The following is a 20,403-nucleotide window of genomic DNA, read 5'->3' as shown; positions in this document are numbered from 1 at the left end:
GACCTCCTTCAGTTCAAAAAGTTCAATCGCTGTAAACAGCGATTATGAGTGGAAAAAAATTTTTTAAATTCATACTATTTTCAAAAAACGTTAGCGACAATCAATGGGAGACCGGTGTATATGGTTAACATTAACGTAAGGGACAATTGAATATTTCAAAGCTAAAGTAACACTTTGCACTTCATAAAGTGAGCTGCTTTCTACTATCCCATCATTAATTTTTGTAACTTCTTTTTTTATTGCAACTGGCTTAACAACTTGATCTATGTTGTTATAAAAAACTACTTGTTCTTCAAGATATTTGCAATCTGAGGATTCTGACTTAATTAAAAAATCTTTGCTCTTTATTTCAACATTCTTTGTAACTCGCTTCCAAAATAACTTAATGTTAAGCCTACTAAAAATGTAAGAAATTCCGTATAAGACTACTGTAAAATAAACATTCATAGAAATATCGTCAAAATCAACCGTGGCAGTGATCATTTCTTCCTTAGCCGAAAGAATAGTTGAAAACAAAAAATAAAAAAGAAACGTCTTGATCAATTTAGTAGTTTTTTCTCTTGATAATTTGCACTGATTCACTGAAAATGAAATTCCGATTGAGACAAGGTTTGTTATCATTAGAAAACCGCAAAGAATGATATTAAAGGTAATAAGAAAATCAATAAAATCTTTTGGTGATACACCTTTAATTACCACAATGTCATTAACATTCATCCATATTAATCCGAAAATAGACGCATATATTATCAATACACTCCTTGCATAATATTTAATGAAGTACATTAAATTCATTAACTGCGCTTCAAAAAACGGCCGTATCTTTACTTCTTTCAACTTAGCATTTATTATTTCTCTCATACTTTTATCCTCCAATTTTTAAAATCGAGTCGCTATCGCAAGCGATAGCGACGATTAGTGAAAACTCCTTCTTACTCGTATTGTTCTTTCACTAACTCTCTTTTTTCTCTTAACGACTCGATTGTAAGCTTATAACGTTCGATTGATTGCTTACGTGTTTCTATGTCACCGTTTAAAGTTGAAATCGTTCCTTGAGTCTTTTGTTTCTCCTCTTCTACCTGATACTCTAGCTCACTTTCAAGCTTCTTAATCTTTTCAACGTTGATTGTAATTGCTTCATTTTCCTCTTTAATTGCTTGATTTTCTTTTTCAATGGATTTATCAATTTGATCTTGTTTAAACACTACAAATTGCTTTTGGTATTCCTCCATCGTCTCTTCTTTCAATGATTTATCCATTTTTACATGCTTTTGACTGACATAAAATTTAATAGGTGGGTATGAATTATCTTTGGTGTTATCCACTAATTTAGGTGATACACTAAATCTCATGAAGTCAAATTCTTCGGGTACCATTGGAATTGTAACTACTAAATATTGGTCATTTACTCGTTTCACATCGGGTTTATATTCCCTGTTATTCAACTTACTAGCAACATCAATCGAGTAGACAAGATTCATTATTGATTCTATATCCGGTGTACTTCCTTCTGTTGTTTCTAGGTTGAATGTAGCTTGCATTAACTGAGTGTTGGGATTATATTTTACATTCCTGACTTTCATAACTATGCTATCTGAAATGGAATTTGTCGTTACTTCGGACGTTACTTCTTGCTTTTGCCTCATATATAAAGGACTAGTTAAAATAACTAGCCCTACAATAAGAAATATCCTAAACCATTTAAATATTTTTTTTCGTTTGGAATTTTTTACCATTTATCCTTACCCCATTTCAAAGTTAGACACCCGAACCTGTCCTTGAGTGTCCTTAATTAATGTCAAGCGTAGATAGGCGATACTAACTGGTTGTTGTTGATTTTTTGAATCATTTTCAGCGTTATATGAATAACCCATACGTACAAAAACTGTGGCAGTTTCATCCGTCATTGATTTTGTATCAATGTATGCACTCTCATCTGTAAACTTAAGTGTAATACTTGGATTTTTAGTTTGTGTTCCGCTTGACTTCGTCATACGGTTATATAATTCTTCTGTTGCAATGTCTTTTAATCCTTTCTCATAGTTAACTGCCGCTGATTGACCACTCAACGCTACCTTTGAAAACCTAATTGCCATATCTGAATAGACTTCTTCAAATACATTTTTTTGATCTGTAGGTTCAGGCGTTTTATTCGCTTGATCAAGCTGAGATTGTAATTCATTGATTCGTTTTTCTCTTTCTTTTATTGTTCCTTTTAAGATCTCTTTTTCTTGATTTACAGTTTGTTCTTTCGTTTCTATCACTTCTTGATTATTTGATTGTTTAAATACTAAGAACTGTGTCACATTTACTGCAAGGCTCAACACCAATGCCAAAATTACTACTGTTTTTTTCATTTCATTAATCCTTTCTTTTAACTATTTACTAACCTGGGAAGCGCCATACAACTGCTCGCCACCCTGCAGGAGCAGCATTTGTTAGGTTTGTTCTGGCCCCAACTAAACCACTTCCTCCTGGCACATTACACTCTACTACGTTAATTGTTCCATCTTTATTAACGGACTCAACAAGCATAGTATGGACGCCAGAAGCAAATAATTCTGGATCAGTTTGATTCTCGTACTGCACCACGTCTCCTGATTGAACTTGATTCCAGGGGATCTCTTGTGCGCCTGAATTGACGTATCCTGAGCGAACACCACCAACACCAAAATGGCCACCAGCATTATTAATCCATCGCTGAACAGCCTTGATACATTCTCCTGGTGCATCCCAACCAGTCGGGAAGGTTTGCCCCATTTCACTTCGTGCATTTTCAATCGCTTTTTTCTTCCAGCCGGTTGCGGTATTCTGTCCATTTCCTCCACCATTTCCACCGCCTGAACTTCCTTGTTGAACAAATTGTTTCACTAATAAGTCATAGAAAAAATTTCCGCCGTTCAAATATAATCTGCCACCATTGTATGGAATAGCAACTGGATTGGGGTAGCTATACATAATTCCAGAAGTATTACCAAGTGACGGTGCGACTACAGTTCGTGAATATTCATCAGCGAGTTTGGTTGTTGTTACTTTCCCTTTTGTACCAATATAGTTAATATAGGCGGTTCCAAAATTATAGGCTTGGACAGCTGTCCACACGTCGGCTCCTACGCTTTTTGTTTGGTCAATAGCTGCCTTAAAATGTTTAACACCCTGTTTAATTGAAGAATCCGCGTCCACTAACGATCCCACAGGTAGTCCCGCAGATTCGCTTGATTGCATGGGGTCAGGTAGTTTCCCGCCTGATTCAACTTGAATAATCCCTAGCAAAACAGGTACCATATCTGGAATACCTTGAGCTTTTGCTTCTCTTTCAACGATAGGTTTTAGAGTGAGAACAAGTGGACTTAGATTTATATTTCCTGAAATAGATCCATTTCCTTCCCCTGGTGTTTCTTGTTGGGTACTCGCACCTATTATGATAAAAATAATGCTCACTAGCCCAGCTATTAAAAGGAAAAAACTACTAAAACTCACACTACCAAGAATGAGTTTTAATAGTTTTGCCCGACGTTTCATTTTTATTATTCGTTCAACTAGTGCCTTGTTTTCTTGTTCATTTTGCACGATTACTTACCTCCTGCAAATAGTTTTAGCTGTCTTTCATTAGGTGTAATATGCACACGATAGGTTTCTCTGTCACCAAATGTGATAATGGCGTCCCCTTTCTTTTGTTCAGTAATGCTTTGCACTTCTGATTCTGTCAAAGATTTCCCAACAAGGCTTTGAATGTGTGGGATTTGTGACGGGTCCATTTTCAAGAATACCTTTTGTGGGGAAAGCTCAAATACTTTTTTCAATTGATCTAAATGTTGGTGATTCACGTTTTCCGGTACCATTTCTTGCGGCGATTGAGTAGCTAATAAAGTTAAGCCAAAAATTTTACGCATTTCACGTTGGAAATTGGTCATATATTCAACTGTTTCAATGTTGTGAGCATTAATCACGTTGTGACATTCGTCAATCAGTGCGCAAAATTTACGTACATGTTCTTCATCAAGTTCTCCTTTTTCAACTAAATACTTTTGTCGTCTCCCTTGAATCAAGGCTTGATTCCAGATTAAGGTCATGGCCATGTAAAGTTGAGCCTGGAATACACCGCGATCTAAACCATCAATTGACTCAATATCAAATAATAAAAAATGTTCCCTGGAGAAGTTTGAAATAGTACTGTGGCCGTCAAACATTTCGCCGTAGGTTTCGCAAAGTTCTTCCACCATCGTTTCTAGTTTTTCTTTTCTAGCAATTTTTCCTGGCGTTCCGTTTTTTATGGTGATACTTTTTAGAAATTGCCAAAACTCTGAAAAAGTAGGATAGGATTCTGGTGATAGTCCTGTAATTTTGAAGTCTTTTAGATTGTCATGGCCCGCTTCTTCTTTAAAACTTTTTGGAACAAGTTTTTTGTAAACATAGAACTGTCTCAAATAAATACGGAAGTCAGATCGTAACGTACCTTTTAATTCTGGGTTAATTAAAGACATTTGGTGTGTTACTTTGTCCAAATGTGCAATGAATGATTGCTTCTCGTTGATATTTATGCCGTTGTCATCCGTTTTAGTGGCAAATACCTCTAACCAGTTAATCATCCCTTCAGAACCGTCTAAACGCACGATACGGCCATTTCTAGACCGGATAAGTGGAATAAAATCTTTTGCCTTATCAAAACCCCAGACAATATGTCCCTGTGCAAGTAAATTTTCTGCCATCATTTTTAAAATGGTTGATTTCCCAGCACCCATTGTTCCAAACATAACCAGGTTACTTGAAAGCCGTGTACTATTTAAATGAACAACATCCCAAATAAATGCACCACCGGTTTTTGTGTAACCATACTCTGCACCATGCAAGTCCTTCAATGTCTGGTGATTGAATGGCGTTCCTTTTCCAATGTTTAGAGCTGTTGTAGTATGACCTCTTTGGAAATTTGGTTGTTTCTCCTGCTCTGAGTAAGAACAAAACAAAGAATCATAGTCAAAGTGTGATTGAAACATCCGTGAATAAGCCTTGTAACCAAGCGCTTTAATATCCTTAATTAATTCATCACAGCGTTCATCTAATTTTTCAATAGTTGGGGCATATACATGAATTCTTAAAACAATTTTCTTAGCAATTTCTCCATTTCTTGTTAAATCTAACGCATAACTGGTTAATTCTTGATAATCAGCGACACTGTCGTTCCGATCCGTTGCTTTTCTTTCTTTTTCGGCAGCGTCCTCTAGTTCGTTCAATTTATAATTGATTTTTCGTATAACTTCATCTTTTTCTGCAGTAGCAATATCCAACGTAGCTACTGTATTTAAATTGTTCATTAAATAAGCTAACCAGAAAAATCCTGTGTCGTTAGCGTAGCTGTATACCTTCAGTACTCGATTATATCCGTCTGAAGTAGAATAGCCATTCTCATTAAACTCAATTCCTCCACGTGGTTGAATTTCCTTCAACCAATCTAAATCGTATCCTTCTTTTTCAAGCATCGACGCTTGATAATCACTCAACTTATTCAAAGGATTAACTATGCTTTGTTGATTTGGTAATACATTCAATACTTTATCCAAAACTGCCATTTTTTCCCCTCCAATTATTCGTCATTCATATTGTTACAACGATACAAAACCGTTGTTGTTTCAGCTTTATTTAAAGATTTTAAACGGTATGCTGAAGCCTTGTTTTTCAGTAATCTTTCTTTTCTTTCTAGTTCTTTCGTAGAATCAGCAAAAATAACATAATAAAAGTTTAAATCGGGACGTTCGAGTTCGACTCTCTGCAAACGTTGAACATTTTCAATAGATACTTGTTTATTGGACGCAGCTTCTACATCAGAAGGATTTTTTAACAATTGTTCTTGTGCTTTGTTAATCTGCACGCGCCAGTAGGCTTGCATAACACTTGTATCAGTTTTATTTGTTAAAGCAATAATTTTTACATCATCGACATAGGTGCGGCAAGCATTTGTAAGTGAGTCTAGCATTTCAGCTAATTCACTATCGTTTAAACTGTCTAAATCATTGGTTTTAATTTGTAAGTATCTTTGATACGTATCATTTTTTGTTCGTATGACGCCATTTTCGTCACAGGATTTAAACGGCAGCGTATCTAATATACTCATGTCTTTTTCCTTAAAAGTATCTAAAAGGGAGCCTTTAGACGTTTTTTGTTTTTTCTCTTTGATTTGCATTATTACACCTCATTTTTCTTGTGATACGTTCTTTGATTATCTAGTGAATGATATTTGTTTACATCCATAATTAGCGCATAAAATAAAAGTTTGTACCTGGGTTCTTCTGGATTGTTTTTTGGAACTGTAATTAATAAAATCGCAATGACAAACGAAAAGAAGTAGTTAACGAATCCCATTACGTTTCCCAAACCAAAAATAGTATTCCCTTGTTTTGCTACTAGAAAAAAGAAAGCAACTACTAGTAAGTCGGTGAATACTAACCATCCCCACAATTTCATGCGAAAGTAAATAGAGGGTGGTGTTTTTGCGTTTCTGTATTTATCCATTGATAGTTTCTCCTCTCATTTGAATATAAAAAAGCAAGCTCCAGATTCTCCTTGCTTGCTTTTCATTAATACTTGACTACTTATTTCTTCCTCTCAATTGATTTTTCAGTCTGTCTTGCTGCTCTTTTAGTTCTTGTGCTTTTGGTGTCAATTTAACTTGTTGATTCTGAATAATAGGTGCTTTCTCATCAATTTTGTTGGACACCGTTTTGTTTCCACTTGTTACAGTATTTCTCGTATTCACTTGCGTATTTTGTTTCTCGGTGTGACTAACATCTACTTTTTGCTTCGTCTCGTTTGTTGAGTTTACGGTTGCTGTTTCTGTAGTACTCGTATGCTTGTCTGACGATGATTTATGTTTTCCTCTCATTGATCGTGTAGTATCAATTGGTTGTCGGTCGTTTGTTACTGAAGCATTTGTCGTGCCTTCAGTTGATTTGACGTTTTCCTTTAATTTGTTTTCAACATTCACGTCTTTTTCTTCCTCTATCATCACCTGGTCATTGAGACCTTTCGCTTTGCGTTCTTCTGTTTTGCCTCCTGATTTTGGCAATTCTTTTCCTGTAGTGCTTTCTGGTAGATCAATTGATTCTGGCAAATCTCTTGTTGGTAAATTCGCAGATTCTTTGTGATCCGATGGTACTTCTTGGTTTGTTCCTCTCGTTTGACTTGTTAGTTCTTCTGTTGTTGGTACAGATATATCTTCTTCAGAAATGCTGTCTTTCGCTTCTGACTGTTTATTTAAACCTGTAGAAATCCCTTCATCAACACCTGTTTCATATTCTTCTTTAATATCTTTTCCAAATTCTTTTGCTTTATCAATTGGATTCTTAACACCATCTTTTGCTGCTTCGGTGACATCGACCGCTTTTTCTTTCACAGCATTTATACCATCTTCAGCAGCTCCTGTGAGCTTGCGTTCCCCAAGGTAACCTTTTAATTTTCCAGACTTTCTAGCCATATTTTTTGCTTTATCTCCTAGACTAGTTTTTTCATTTCCAGAGGTTTCAAAAGCAGAATTTTCCTTAACATCTTCATTAGTATTAAGGTTACTTCCTCCATCAGAGTCTGTGTTTTTATTTCGTATTCCATTAATTCCTTTTTTAGCAGCTGAAACAGTTGACCCAGCCACGTTTTTAGCACTTCGCCCAAAACCTTTGGCCACTCCTGCAACACCAAGTGCAGACAATAACGAGCTACCGCCATTTTTAAGAGAAGTATCAACACCAAAGATTGCAGTAACTGCTTGCGAACCTTTGAATAAAAGGAAAGTAGAAACAACTAGACAAATAACATAAAGAATTGGATCTAAATTCTTGTCTCCTAAAAACTTTAAAATTCCAACATAGATTCTTAACTCTAACCCTGTAAAAGCAATTAATAACAGTGACTGTGAGATTCCTTCTAACGCTTTATTTCTTCGTTGTCCTGTTTCTAAGTCTGTTGAAGTTGCAACAAGTAAATAAAATTTCTTGTACATCAACTCGAAAATACACATGACAATCGAAAATATAATAAACAAATATCCGATTGATAACGAAGCTTCTCCGGTGAAAATGACACCATTTTTTGTCGCATATCTTCGATACCCTGAATCGTAGATTGAGCTGGCAATGAAATTGTCTTTGTACTTACCTGCAGTTATCTTTCCTTTCTCATCAACAGTAAGTTTTCTTTCAAGATTTACAGCATCATCATTTTTTGTTTTTTCCTTTATCTTATCTATTGAATCTGGCGTTATTACTGCATTAATGTCTGTATGCCAAATATTTTTTGCAGTAATAGCATTCAATTTATCTGTTGGTTTAATGTTTTCTTTTTTCTTGGTTAGCACAGTAATCAAATCACTAGTATTATCCTGAATAATTTGCATAGACGGCGCATTCTTATTAATTTGCGTTATATCATTAAATGCTGTTTTGCTATGGTCAAATAAAGTATTTACAATTGAACCACTAAACAAAAGAATAAAAACCGCTGTTACTAACATCACAAGGGTGTCTTTTAGTTTTGGTGGATTCTTTGACGTCATCATTTTTATTCCTATCCAAATAAGACTAATTAACAGTAATATAGCCCCTAATGTTGTCGCAAAAGTGGTTTGTAAATCGGTTAAGCCTTTATCTTTTAAAAAATCTCCTACATCAAATGATTGTAAGAGAAGTTTTTCTAGACCAGTATTTAACCCATAAAGTATTTTAATTGCACCCCACACAAAACTATTCCATAACCAACTACCCAGACCTTGAAATTGTAAATAGTCATCATAATTAGTTAAAAATTTTATTGCTGCTTCAACTTTGTCTGCTTCTCCTGTGAGCCAATCCCACAAATTGTTTCCCTCCAATCAAAAAAGACATGCTTATTTGCATGCCTTTCATTTCATAGTTATTGTTTTAAAAAGTAACCTTTTAATTCCGCAGAACCTTCAATATCTGTTGGATTATCAGTAACTTTCAAATTAAACCCAATTTTATCTCCCTTATCTACCAAGTAATAGTACCAGGGCTTGTTTTCAGTAATAGTAATTCTGCCATGACCGTTTATTTCCTTATTTGCAGTCATTTCTAAAAGTTTAAATCCATCTTTTTCTTGTTTCGTATCTTTAACTGTAAACTTTTCTGGAACTTGCATATCTTCAGTCTGTAAAGACCATTCATCATTAGAAAGGACAGTGATTTTTACATAATCCGACTTGTCTTGATACACATACTCATTGCCAATAGGTAAAATGCTGTCTTTTTCTTTTTTTGTAACAGCTGGTTGTTCTTTCTTTTCACTTTTTTCATTATTTGTACCACAAGCACTTAAACCTAACACACTAATGACTAAGATACTAACTACGCCAATTAATTTTTTCATAAAATACTCCTTTATCTGTTTATCTAGTAAATATTTTATCATATTTGCGCATATTTCCCAGTACTTTCACCAGTTTAAGCCACTTTTTTACTCATGTATGCCTCTTTAGCCTGGTAATCGACTAAAAACTGCATATAATCAAGAGTAAACTTAGATAAATCAAGATCTGCATGCATGCTTTCGATGTCAATATCTTGTATATCGCCACCGTTATTAAACTCTTTCAAATACTGATAAGCGTAAGGCATTGCTGTTTTCTTTGTATTAAAAATTGGAAACCCTCGTACTTTTCGTCCGCGATTATCGCGACGTTTTAGAGGACGAATAACGATTGTTTCCCCTTCAAGCAATGTGGCGATCCTATCTCTTGTCAGTATCCGTTCCTGATCAGGGTTCCGGCTAATAGATTTATTCATACCAAAAATATTCGTTTGCGCTTGTTCTTGTTGGACCGTTCGGTGTCCTACGTTGTGAGAAAATTCTTCTACTGTATCACCATCTGTGGACATGATATAAATATGATTTTGGCAATTTTCTTTAATTGTTCTCCCAGTATCTTCACCATATTTTGCAAATATTTGGCTATATGATTGGACAAATAAGTCCCAAAGCATATTACGTCCAGCAGTGACAGTCATAACATTTTCCATATCTGCTACTGCAGGCATATTACCAAATTCGTCAAGAATGTAATGGATTCTTCTGTGGCACTTGTCACCTCGTGTTTTGACACATTGACTTGATAACTCAGTATAGACTTGTTTTAAGAAAATACTTACTAACACATGGTTGGCCGAGTTAAAGTCAGGCGTTAACATAAATACAGCGATTGGCTTGTCAGAATAGTGGACATCCAAACTTTCCAATTCCATCGTGCTATCTTCTAATAACGTCATTTTCGCGTATTTCTCGTAGTCTGGTAGGTGTTCACAGCCTTGTTTCTTCTGATAGACTATATTGCCCTCTTCGTCTTTTAAAATCTCTCTTTCAAACGTATATCGAGCAATGTACGTGTCGTCCTCATCTGTGTATTTAAACTCAATTATGTCACCACTAACCAAATTACATTTGAAGTTTAACTCCGCAAAACCTTTGTATTCCACTTTTAGGCGTTCCTCATGAATAATCTTTCCTTCATGATAAAAGTTAACTTGCACACGTTTTGCCATCATTGATTCATGAAATTTCGCATCGATATATTTTGGAAAACCAATTGATTTGTAATCTAAACTACTTAATGAAGTCATTTTCGCTACTTTAGGTAATGTGAATGGATTTAAACCAGTAAGGGCCGTTGATAAAATATTTCCACGTGCTTTGTCTGAACCCATTTTTGTAGATCCATATTGTTTTTTTGCCACATTGCCTGCAGGTAAACTTTCCATAAACTCGTCTAACGCATTTTTCTCATTAAAGTCCTCTTCGTCAAGTTTATAGTTCAAACTACCTAATTCCGTTAACATTTCTACAATGTTGTTGGGTGTTACTTTTTCATACGCATTGTTTCTGTCTGCATATTCTAACAAGGTAAATATAATCGCATTGACAGCCTTTTGTGCATTGTCATTGAAATACTTGTTATCGCCTGCATTTGGATCATTGTAGATTGTATTTGTAAATGTGTTGGTCAATTCAGTTGCTGTATCTACATCCCCTCGCTTCCAGTATTTTACGATTAAGGCTAGTGGGTTATCGCTCATTGACGACAAAGGATCTAACACATTGTATGCTAAAACTTCATAACCTCTTTTTTCTAAAGGTTCTTTTGACGAAGTATACAATTCTGTTTTCGGATCATTTAAAACCATTGAGCATTGTTCTGCTGCTCTTGATAAGTTATCGATCAAACTTAACACAGACGTTTGACCTTTACCTGAACGACTAGTACCAATGAAGCAAGAATTTTCAGTTTCTGTTGAAACATATGTCTTGTCTTTGTAATGGCTGATTGGTATTCCACCTACACCTTCAAACGGTTTCGTTCGATCTGGTATTTCTTTATACTGTTGTTTAATTTCATTAAGCGTTGTTAATCGATTATTACCTTTTTGACCATCGGTAATTGAATGAAATAGGTAATCAATATAAAAACCTGCAATAATAGAAAGGGGAATACTACAAAGTACGAGTATTATCTTTGTTTTCATAGATAAATGATTCATTGCCGACCAATAGGAATAATCAATGGTTATTGTAGGGAAATTTGTTAAAAAGAGATTCTTCGCATCCATTTGTTTTCCAGCTGCTGTTAGTTCCCCAATAAACTGTGAACAAATAGAAACAATGTAGCCTATCACAAAAAACAAGACGGAAAAACTAATCAAAGACCACACTATCTTAGCAATCCAACGCTTTTCATGTCTTTCTGGTAAATCTTCACCTGAGACTTTGTAAAAATAGCTATGACTGAGAAATTTTCTTGTTGTATCTACTTTTAATAGTTTTAATAGGCTTGGTAATATGAACTTTGTTCTCTTTTTCTTGTCTTTAATCCGCATAATTAAGCCTCCTAGCTATACTTTTTCTGCTAGGTCTTTTTTATTTTGAGAATAATAAGCTAATTTTACAGCGTTTTTTTGTTGGTCGTTCAATTGATCTTTCTTTTCAATTTTTTCGTAGGATTCTGTGATTTTTTTGTTATTGCTTTCTAAAATTGCTTCGTTTAATGTACCAGTCTTTGTTTTAAATGCTTGATTAAACTTTTTAAGCATTGGTAAATCTTCTGTTTCCACAAAATAGTTTTCCATTTTTTCTAAACTTTTGGCATCTGTGTATTTATCAAATGCTTTTTCAAATTCACGATCTTTCAGTAATGTATCCAATGTTTCCTTTGTTTCTTCTGGTTTTTCTTCAGCCTTCTTCATTACAGCACTTAGTTGTTCTTTTGTTCTATTCAATTCGGCTTGAGTATTGTTTGTTGAGTTAAACAAGTAGCCTCCTACACCTAACATCGTGCAAGTAACAAGCGCAATCATGCCATATTTAAACCTTGCTTGTTTTTGATCTGCTTCTTTCTTTCTATCAGCTAAGAGTTGTTGAAGAACTTGATCGTTAAATACATTTTTTGGCTCTGTTGCTGGCATAGACATTACATGAATTTCTGGGGTTTTCGGAGTGTCTAATTCTTTCTGCTTCAACGATAGATCTTTTTCTTTTAATTCCAACTCTTTTTCTTTCATTCGTTGTTCCTGCTCCTTTTCTTTTTTCCGATTGGCTTCTTCTCTTCTTTGCTCTTGTAGTTGCTCTTCTTGAACAATTAATTGCTGCCACTCGACACTTTTTTCTTCTAATTCTTTTTGTAGAGTGCTTTTGATTTCCTCAAATGTACTCATCAGATTCAATGAAGCCATTTCAATGTCACTTTGAGCCTGCTCTTCTAACTGATTTTTGTAATCTGTTAGTTTTTGATCGCGCTCTTCCATTTTTTCAGTAATTAATGCTTGGTAGACTACAGCTTCTTCTTGCTCTAAGTCTTTTCTTAATGTTTCTTTTTTTGTAACAAGTGCAGCTTCTGTTTTTTGTCTTTCTTCTTGTAAAAGCTTTGCGTATTTTTGCTCTAATTGCGTTTTAAAGGCTTCTAATTCTTTTTGCTTGGATTCTTCCATATCTTTAACAAAACGCTCCATAATCGCTTCCTGTTGCGCTTCAAAGTCAAAATATTTCTGATTAAATGTTAATTTAACTTCTGCAAATTCTTCTTCGATATGTTCGTCTGCATATTTTGAAGGTTTGTCTTGATTTACTTCTTTGTAATACTCACTAAGTTGTTTCGTAACGTTTACTTTAGTTTCATCGATTACGGACTTAAATGCCTTGACATTCGTCTTTAGTCCTAATTCATCAAGACGTTTCGTGAGGTAATTATATTGATATTTTTGCAATTCTGTTAATTCATTAAGTTCTTGCAATTCAAAGCTGTTAAAAACGGCTTCTTCTGAGCAGCTATCTGCCACTTCACTTAAATGATTTAAGCGATTTGTTGGGGTCGTGTAAGCCATATAACTTGTAGTTAATCGCCCTTTTGACTGATCCTGAGTATCAACTGAGTTAACACTATTTTTTTCATTCTCCTCATCAATCACAATTTCGAGTTCTTCATCAATACCCTCATCACTATTTTCTTGATCTTCATACGTATTGACGTCAATGCTCACTTCATTCGACTGCTCTGCTTCCTGATCTACTTGTTCAATTCTCTCGTCCTCGTCCTCGATAGGCGTTGAATCGTCACTAATAACCCCAACCTCTTGTTGAATAGATTCAAGGACGCTTCTCAAAAGCTTAGTTTCTTCTTCAGTAGTGTTTTCATCCATCGATTGGATCATATCTTGCTTTATCAAATCAACGAGTAATGGGTATTCTTCAGTAATATCCAATATCATTGGGCTACATTCAATTTCCTTATCATCAAAATAAATGGTAATGTGAATTTTCCCAGTCTCAATCCCTCTTTCTTGCATTTCATCACAAATGGCATGCAATACTTCTTCTCCTTTAGTGAAATCAAGTCTGACTTCTTTTTCCCACGGCTTCACTTTAAACCCATGAATTTTAAACTTTTTAAACTTCTTCTCTTCCGTACGTATTGTTACTTGTACCATCAAGTTCCCTCCTTTAGAAAACAAAAAAGCGCTAGTTGAATTTTTCTAGCGCTTTTTAAACGTTGGTATTAGAATGTTGGTGCTGCTCCACCAAATGTAGTATATAGCCAAATAATCGCTGACGGAGCCAGAAGAACAACGCCTACCCCCATAATAATCTGTCCCAATTTACTTTTTGAGCCTTCAGCTGCTTGGCGGGTTAAAAAGAAGCCAATCCCACAAATAATAGCGGCAATTAATGCACCAAAAGCCGAAATTGATTGTAGATTTTTTGAAAATGTTCTACCCACTTCTTCTAGCTTTTTGAATACATCAACTTGGCCCAACACAAATGTTTGTCCTGACAATAATAATGATTTAATTGATAACATTGTTTTCCCTCTTTCATCTCTTTAATAGTATTTAGTTATTCTTCTTACATTCATTTAAAATTAGCTGATCCATTGCACGGTCCAGCGCATAAGCTTCTAAGTCCGCGTCTTGACCTTTAAAAAAATCAAACTGCGCTTTGTCTAACGCCTCTTTCTTCCAATCAGCAAGTGATTTGTTGCGTTTTTGTAGAATTTTCTCAACCACTACTTGTTTTTCGGTTTTCTTTTTCGCCATTTCAGACACACCTCCTTTCAAACTCTCAAGTAACTACATTCATACTTAAATGAGTTCAGCAATCACTACATCGCGACCAGTGGTTTCTGTTTCTTGGTCACAAGTAATTAACGTGACTCTTGGCCGAAGCGTGCTATTTAAAATACTTGTATCGGTCATATCGACGTTCTTCTTTTCTGTAATTTCATAGGTCCACGATTGATTATTTCGGTCTGTAAGGGTAACCTTATCTCCTAGTTGAACGTTTTTTAACGAACTAAACATGAGGCCAGGTATGCCTGCATTATGAGCAGCTAAGGGATAGTTCCCTTGTCCCATTGTTTGTTTAGGTAATACCTCGCAAGCACCGTAAAGCATTTGATTAAACGAATCTCCAGTTAAAATTGGCATTTCTAATCCAATCGAAGAAATTGTCAGTGTACCTACAATGTCGTTTCTTACTTGATTGAAGTTCTTATGCGCTGCTTTAATTTCTTCAGGTGTTGGACGTTCTCCAGTTGAAAGAGCGTCTATCGTTTCTTCATTTTTTACTCGTTCATTTTCTGTTTCGTCTTTGGTAGAATCATTATTTTTTATGTTTAACTGTCCATCATTAGCAGCTGGCGAATGATCATCCTTATTATTTTTTTCCTTAGGGATTTTCGCTTCTTTGACTCCACTGGCATTTATTTCTTTTAGCGTTTGGACCGTTGCTTGTTTTTCCTGTTTTTCTTTTGCTTGAATTGTGCTGTAGCCCCAAAACGAAAAAAGAGCAATTAGAATTATTCCAATTGCTCCTACTTGATATTTATAGTATTTAATGGTCTGCCAAATAACTTTCATTATTCTTTTCCTTTTTTACGTTTTACACTAACAATTGTTCCACCTAATGCAATGGCTCCTACCGTTCCTAAAGCAATCAAACCATAGTTATTCTTGTTGCTTAAATCTAAGTTCGTGTTTGGTAGCACTTTTGGTTTTTCTTGAGGTGTTACAATGTTTACTTCATTTGAATCTAACGGTTGATCATTAACAAGGAGTTGCGCAATATTGGGGATCATGTAATTTCCTTTTTCATCAGCATGTGCAGATAAATCCGTATCCTTCAATTTCCCTTTTACATAGACAACTAAATGTTCGCCTCGCAGTTTATTAGGTTCTTTTGCCATCCATGTGATTTTTTCCATTTTTTCATCAATTGTGACTTCCCCTTGATCTGTAATATCTGTCCCATCTTTAAGTGTGACAATTACTTCTTTGTCCGCTTCTAAGACATCTTCTAAATCATCCTGAATGCCTAAGCTCTCTAATTTCAAACGATTAGGCACGTCAACATTCAATTTGAATGTCACGCTATCTCCTATTTTGACACTCGATAGACTCGTTGTTTTTCCATCTTTTTCAATAGACTTTGTGATTTTTGGTTTCACTTCTTTTGGTGGAATAACGACATCAACTTTGTTTGAATTGATCGATTCTTTATCGATAATCAATTGACCAATATTAGGAACAATGTAATTTCCGCTTTCTTCATCAAGAAAAGCTTTTAAATCTGTCGTATTTTTAACCGTTCCTTTAATGTAAACAAATAAACGTTTTTCCTTTAACTTGTTTGGCTCATTCGCTGTCCATGTAAGTTTTTCAGTTTCTTTGTCTAGCGTAACCTTTCCTTGGTCGGTGATATCTGTGCCATCTTCAAGAGTCACCTTTGCTTCTTTGTTTGCTGCAAATACATTTTCTAGATCATCTTGAATCATCAATGTTTTCATATCTTTTGTGTTTGGAATGTCGACGGCTAATTTGAACGTCACTTCATTCCCAATTTCAACATTGGTTGTTTCTACTTCATTTTCACCGTCTACAATGATTTTTTTAATGCCTGGATCTTTTGGTTTTACTGTCGTTTCTGTCTTATCGGTCGGTACAGTTTTCTTGTTTTGAATAATCTTCGCTTCATTCGGTAGTTTTAATTTTCCTTCAACCAAATATTTATCAAGGCTTGCGCCCTCACGAATTTTTGTATCAAAGCTGAATCTGTAATCATGATTGTAGAAACCTGCAGTTTTTAATACAGACGGTTTCGCAACCATTTTCACTAGATTTCCTTCATGTTTCACATCAAAGTTTTTCGTCACGTCTTTTCCAGCTTCATCAATGACTTTCACTTCTGATACACGTTCCAGTTCTGGAATTAATTGATCGTGCATTTCGTAATTACTGTAGTAGAATTCAGGCATTTCATCAGGTACTTTATGCTTAATTGTGTACGTATACACCTGACCTAGACCGTCCAACGTGTTTTCTTTTACGTCTTTTTCATCATTGTCTGTTACTGTTTTTGTTGGAATCAACGGCGCAGTTTTTACTGGTTTCTTGGCACTGTAGCCAAAATAGCTATATTGATTGTTATTTTTAGGTGGTAAAGGATATCCTAAATTCTTTTCTCGTGTGGCAAAATCTTCACCATAAATAAAATCAAATTTAGCTTGATTCGTGTATAAGAAAGTGAAATCGCCACGATTATCACCATCATCTACTGGAATGTCATCCGAATCATAGAATGTCTTTCCTCCATCCGCTTCTTCTTTGTATTTGACAATTGTTTTATTTGTTGGCACGTATAATTTATCGATTGATTTATAGGTATCTTTTCCAATCGTCATTGATTGAAGATTATCAATGTCCACCCAGGAATAATAACCACTGACTGGTTTTTCTTTGTCCGTTCCATGTTCTAGGTACGTCCATGTTTGTTTTACCCAGCTAAAACCACCTTGATATGTGGCAATCGCACTAACATTGTTAAAAGCAACGATATTATTCGAAACCATATTTGTGCTTTGATATTGTTTCCAGTCTTGAATCGTTATTTTTAAGTCAATCGGTGTGCCATCATCAGCTGTCCCAACATTATTGTAACGAATCCATGATTGGCCCTTTTTGGTCTTAGTAACATCCAGACCAATTTTCCCCTCCCACTTTTGTGGTGGCATATTCACAAAAACATCGCTTGTCCATCCGGGGCCGCCTGTTTCAACTTTAGTGACACCTTTAATGAATTTAGCGATAAAACTGTACTTAGCCGGAGCCTCATCATTTGGCGTGACCAGAGACGCATTTGGTGCATTTAAAATAGACGTGCTGTTCGTAGCAGCTCGCTGAAAAAAGGTGGTTTGCACTTCTGCAGGAACCTCGTTTTCTCCTTCAGCATTTGCAACAAACGGTGTTGCCATCGGAACAACCATTCCTGCTAAGATTGTAACGGTTGCTAAACTTTTTAAAATCGCGTGTTTATTCAATTCATCGTCCTCTTTTGATTTATTTTTTTATATTTTTCTACTAACTCCCAAACTTTAAAAAACATAGGAGAACCACGGATATGTTTCATATTTTCACCTCATTTTATAAAACAAAAAAAGCGCTAGAATTTTATCTATCGCTTAATCCATCCTATTCAATTTTTATTGCGTTATCTCTATCTGTGTTAATCTTTACTTCTTCGGGATTTCCAGGTATTGCTGCTAGTGGATAAGAGATAAAATAGAATCGTATATCCGATCGACTCAGTGCATAGGTCAATAATTGTTTTAAAAAGAGTTTATTTTTTTCAGTAATTCCATGACCTGAATGACCCCACAGAACTAGATCATCAATAACAACTATTTTTGTTTCACCACTTAAATTTTCTTGTATCTCTTGAATAATAGTGTGAGTGTTTAAACTCCCAAGACTTCCTGCATCTGAAAACTCAAAGAATTTAACATTTTGTAATTCATTGTACGCATCTTCCGTTCTCTTTGGGAAAGTAAATATTAATTTCTTCTCTGAATTGTTTCTTAAAAGATTGTTTACCTCAGTAGTTTTTCCTGACCCAGCATAACCTGTAACAAACCATAGTTTGGAAATTATCGTTTTAGTTATAGTTAAATATCTGTATTGTTCAAAACAATTTGAAGTAATTACACGGTATTCCTCGGGCTTTAACTCTAAAAGCTCTTTAAGGACTTTGTCTGATTGATCGATAGGCATTGTTTTTATCCTCCTAATATTGGAAAAACATAAATGTCACAAAAAATAGAACAACTTTACCAAACAGTCCAACTACTTTCAAGGTGATTTTCCAAAAAATAATCATTGCAAGGATCGCCAGAAATACTGGAAATGAAAAAGTTAAACCTGTGTATAAATTGGTGTAAATGAAAAATGCCAGTAACAAAAACCCTATATATTTTATCTTGCTCATTATTTTTTCCTCCTAATCTTTTAGATTCACTTTTTGTCATTAATTTGGGTAGATCTTGCTAGCTTGTTGTAATAAGAATCTTTCTTTTTCTGTTTATTTATTTCTTTTAGTGTTTGGTCGTTCTTCTTTGATAGATTGTACAATGCTTCATGACTGATTTGTTCTTCAGCATCAATAATAAATTCAAAATAGGGCTGACCGAGTAGCGGCTTATTTTTTTCATCATGTAATTTTTGAGTTTCCTTTGTATCGACAGTAACATTTACAACTTCCTGCTCAATTTTTCCTTGCTGAATTCCCTCAATTCGAATCATCGTTTTAAAATTACTACGAGTGATTAAACCGATTGATTCAATTTGTAAAAAACTTTGCTCATCTATGAATCCATTTGATAAAATCTCTGCTACTTTGTTTAACGATAATCTCACTTTCTCTAGCTTTGTTTTTGTTTGATTAAAATATAAACGTACATCTTTTCCTGCTCCAGGAACAAGAAACAACGTTTTTGTTTCGTCTCTTACTTCCATAACTTCTCCTTTCATGCTGTTACGTTCATTTTCCTGATAATTTGTTAAATACCTTTTGTTTATCAATAAATAAACAAATAAAAATTTTCGCTCGTTTTATAGCAACCGTAAACGATAACTCTAGAAAAGTAGGATATTTGCTCGCTAAGTATTTCCTAGGTCGTGGCAAATCTTTTCATGTATGTGTCAAACCAGTAATATATTGTTACCTGGTACCTTGAATTCCTTAGTAGACACGCTGATTGATTCAAGGGAGTTTCCCACAGCTCAGTCGGTATTCTTGTAGTTAATAATCACTAGATTTTGTTTTTTTATAAAACCCTGAATTATTTACTAACAAACAAAAGGTATTTAACTCTTTTTTTATTTGTAAACAGCTTTGTTTTCTCTTTTTTCAATATCTCTTAATTCAATGTTTTTTAATAACTCGTAAATATCTATGGCCTGTGTTTTAAAATCACCAACATTTGATTTTTTCCATTGATTATTTTTAGTAGTTAATAATCGATGATTCTTGTTTAGTCTTAATGCAATTATTTTTCCTTCTCTATCAAACAAAATTTTTATTTGATCGTAAATTTCTTCTAAAGAACTTTTACTAAAAATCACATCCATGCTTTTACCCTTTTCAAAATATTTCATGTATCGGTATGCTGTCCCTTGTTCAAGAATCCAATGTTGACCGTTCATTAATTGAACTTTCGCATTTACAGTTCTTAAATCATTCATTCTTACTTCAAGCCCTTTTGTCATAACTTATTCACTCTCCTAAACGAAATAGATTAATTCTTTGACAAGTTAACAGGTAACAAAAAAGAGGGAAGAGTACGCTTAAACTGCGTACTCTTCCCTCTTTAACTGCAAATTCACACTATAATCCGATTTAAAGTTACTAAACAATTAACGAGGTATTTCTCATTCAAAACTAGAGAAATAGTAAAAATATATTTAAAATCATTTTCTTTTCACTCGAAAATTGCTATAATACAGATTGTTGCGACTTTTGTTGCAGCAAAAAGGACCGAGACCAGTTCAAACCTGCACGTTTGAATAGTCGTATCTTCCTCTACTCTAGGGT

19 protein-coding genes are annotated in these 20,403 nt (G+C 34.7%); all 19 read right to left on the bottom strand.

Features of this window, described 5'->3' with window-relative positions; genetic code table 11:
• Nucleotides 1–90: 90 nt before the first annotated feature.
• Nucleotides 91–861: a hypothetical protein gene (locus IGJ41_RS14125; RefSeq protein WP_438714785.1), complete on the bottom strand. Its 771-nt coding sequence runs from the start codon at nt 859–861 to the stop codon at nt 91–93.
• A gap of 71 nt (nt 862–932) precedes the next feature.
• Complete coding sequence (locus tag IGJ41_RS14120) at nt 933–1,736, bottom strand: hypothetical protein (RefSeq protein ID WP_438714783.1); 804 nt, start codon at nt 1,734–1,736, stop codon at nt 933–935.
• Between the two features lie 6 nt (nt 1,737–1,742).
• The gene (locus tag IGJ41_RS14115) at nt 1,743–2,357 is read right to left on the bottom strand and encodes a hypothetical protein (protein WP_438714781.1); all 615 of its coding nucleotides are present in this window, start codon (nt 2,355–2,357) and stop codon (nt 1,743–1,745) included.
• A gap of 28 nt (nt 2,358–2,385) precedes the next feature.
• Nucleotides 2,386–3,570 carry a lysozyme family protein gene (locus IGJ41_RS14110; protein ID WP_010825631.1) on the bottom strand — a complete coding sequence of 395 codons (1,185 nt, stop codon included), beginning with the start codon at nt 3,568–3,570 and terminating at the stop codon, nt 2,386–2,388.
• A 2-nt stretch (nt 3,571–3,572) separates the two neighbouring features.
• A complete protein-coding gene (locus tag IGJ41_RS14105) occupies nt 3,573–5,567 on the bottom strand; it encodes a VirB4 family type IV secretion system protein (RefSeq protein ID WP_010825630.1) in 1,995 nt (664 codons plus the stop codon).
• Between the two features lie 14 nt (nt 5,568–5,581).
• Nucleotides 5,582–6,178, bottom strand: a complete 597-nt coding sequence (locus tag IGJ41_RS14100; protein WP_438714778.1) for a hypothetical protein — start codon at nt 6,176–6,178, stop codon at nt 5,582–5,584.
• Nucleotides 6,179–6,180: 2 nt separating this feature from the next.
• Complete coding sequence (locus tag IGJ41_RS14095; protein ID WP_010825628.1) at nt 6,181–6,507, bottom strand: DUF5592 family protein; 327 nt, start codon at nt 6,505–6,507, stop codon at nt 6,181–6,183.
• Nucleotides 6,508–6,583: 76 nt separating this feature from the next.
• On the bottom strand, nt 6,584–8,839 hold the full coding sequence (locus IGJ41_RS14090) for a pLS20_p028 family conjugation system transmembrane protein (RefSeq protein WP_438714776.1): 2,256 nt from the start codon (nt 8,837–8,839) through the stop codon (nt 6,584–6,586).
• Between the two features lie 56 nt (nt 8,840–8,895).
• Complete coding sequence (locus IGJ41_RS14085; protein WP_010825626.1) at nt 8,896–9,369, bottom strand: hypothetical protein; 474 nt, start codon at nt 9,367–9,369, stop codon at nt 8,896–8,898.
• Between the two features lie 74 nt (nt 9,370–9,443).
• Complete coding sequence (locus tag IGJ41_RS14080; protein ID WP_438714773.1) at nt 9,444–11,867, bottom strand: VirD4-like conjugal transfer protein, CD1115 family; 2,424 nt, start codon at nt 11,865–11,867, stop codon at nt 9,444–9,446.
• A gap of 15 nt (nt 11,868–11,882) precedes the next feature.
• The gene (locus tag IGJ41_RS14075; protein WP_438714772.1) at nt 11,883–13,970 is read right to left on the bottom strand and encodes a hypothetical protein; all 2,088 of its coding nucleotides are present in this window, start codon (nt 13,968–13,970) and stop codon (nt 11,883–11,885) included.
• A gap of 68 nt (nt 13,971–14,038) precedes the next feature.
• Nucleotides 14,039–14,341 carry a hypothetical protein gene (locus IGJ41_RS14070; RefSeq protein WP_010825623.1) on the bottom strand — a complete coding sequence of 101 codons (303 nt, stop codon included), beginning with the start codon at nt 14,339–14,341 and terminating at the stop codon, nt 14,039–14,041.
• Nucleotides 14,342–14,372: 31 nt separating this feature from the next.
• On the bottom strand, nt 14,373–14,576 hold the full coding sequence (locus IGJ41_RS14065) for a DUF5415 family protein (protein WP_010825622.1): 204 nt from the start codon (nt 14,574–14,576) through the stop codon (nt 14,373–14,375).
• 45 nt (nt 14,577–14,621) lie between these two features.
• The gene (locus IGJ41_RS14060) at nt 14,622–15,398 is read right to left on the bottom strand and encodes a sortase (RefSeq protein ID WP_438714769.1); all 777 of its coding nucleotides are present in this window, start codon (nt 15,396–15,398) and stop codon (nt 14,622–14,624) included.
• A complete protein-coding gene (locus IGJ41_RS14055; protein WP_438714810.1) occupies nt 15,398–17,800 on the bottom strand; it encodes an isopeptide-forming domain-containing fimbrial protein in 2,403 nt (800 codons plus the stop codon). Before IGJ41_RS14055 ends, IGJ41_RS14060 begins: the two co-directional genes overlap by 1 nt.
• A 205-nt stretch (nt 17,801–18,005) precedes the next feature.
• On the bottom strand, nt 18,006–18,584 hold the full coding sequence (locus IGJ41_RS14050) for a hypothetical protein (RefSeq protein WP_438714767.1): 579 nt from the start codon (nt 18,582–18,584) through the stop codon (nt 18,006–18,008).
• A gap of 13 nt (nt 18,585–18,597) precedes the next feature.
• Nucleotides 18,598–18,798 (bottom strand): hypothetical protein, encoded by a 201-nt coding sequence (locus IGJ41_RS14045; protein WP_010825613.1) that lies wholly within the window; start codon nt 18,796–18,798, stop codon nt 18,598–18,600.
• Nucleotides 18,799–18,824: 26 nt separating this feature from the next.
• On the bottom strand, nt 18,825–19,340 hold the full coding sequence (locus IGJ41_RS14040) for a hypothetical protein (RefSeq protein WP_438714765.1): 516 nt from the start codon (nt 19,338–19,340) through the stop codon (nt 18,825–18,827).
• 348 nt (nt 19,341–19,688) lie between these two features.
• The gene (locus tag IGJ41_RS14035) at nt 19,689–20,078 is read right to left on the bottom strand and encodes a hypothetical protein (RefSeq protein ID WP_161323808.1); all 390 of its coding nucleotides are present in this window, start codon (nt 20,076–20,078) and stop codon (nt 19,689–19,691) included.
• Between the last annotated feature and the right edge of the window lie 325 nt (nt 20,079–20,403).

The sequence above is a fragment of the Enterococcus sp. DIV1537a genome, from assembly GCF_051712085.1.
Classification (GTDB): Bacteria; Bacillota; Bacilli; order Lactobacillales; family Enterococcaceae; genus Enterococcus; species Enterococcus faecalis.
Note: the sequence above shows the minus strand (reverse complement) of the source record. Positions and strands in the feature narration are given on the sequence as shown.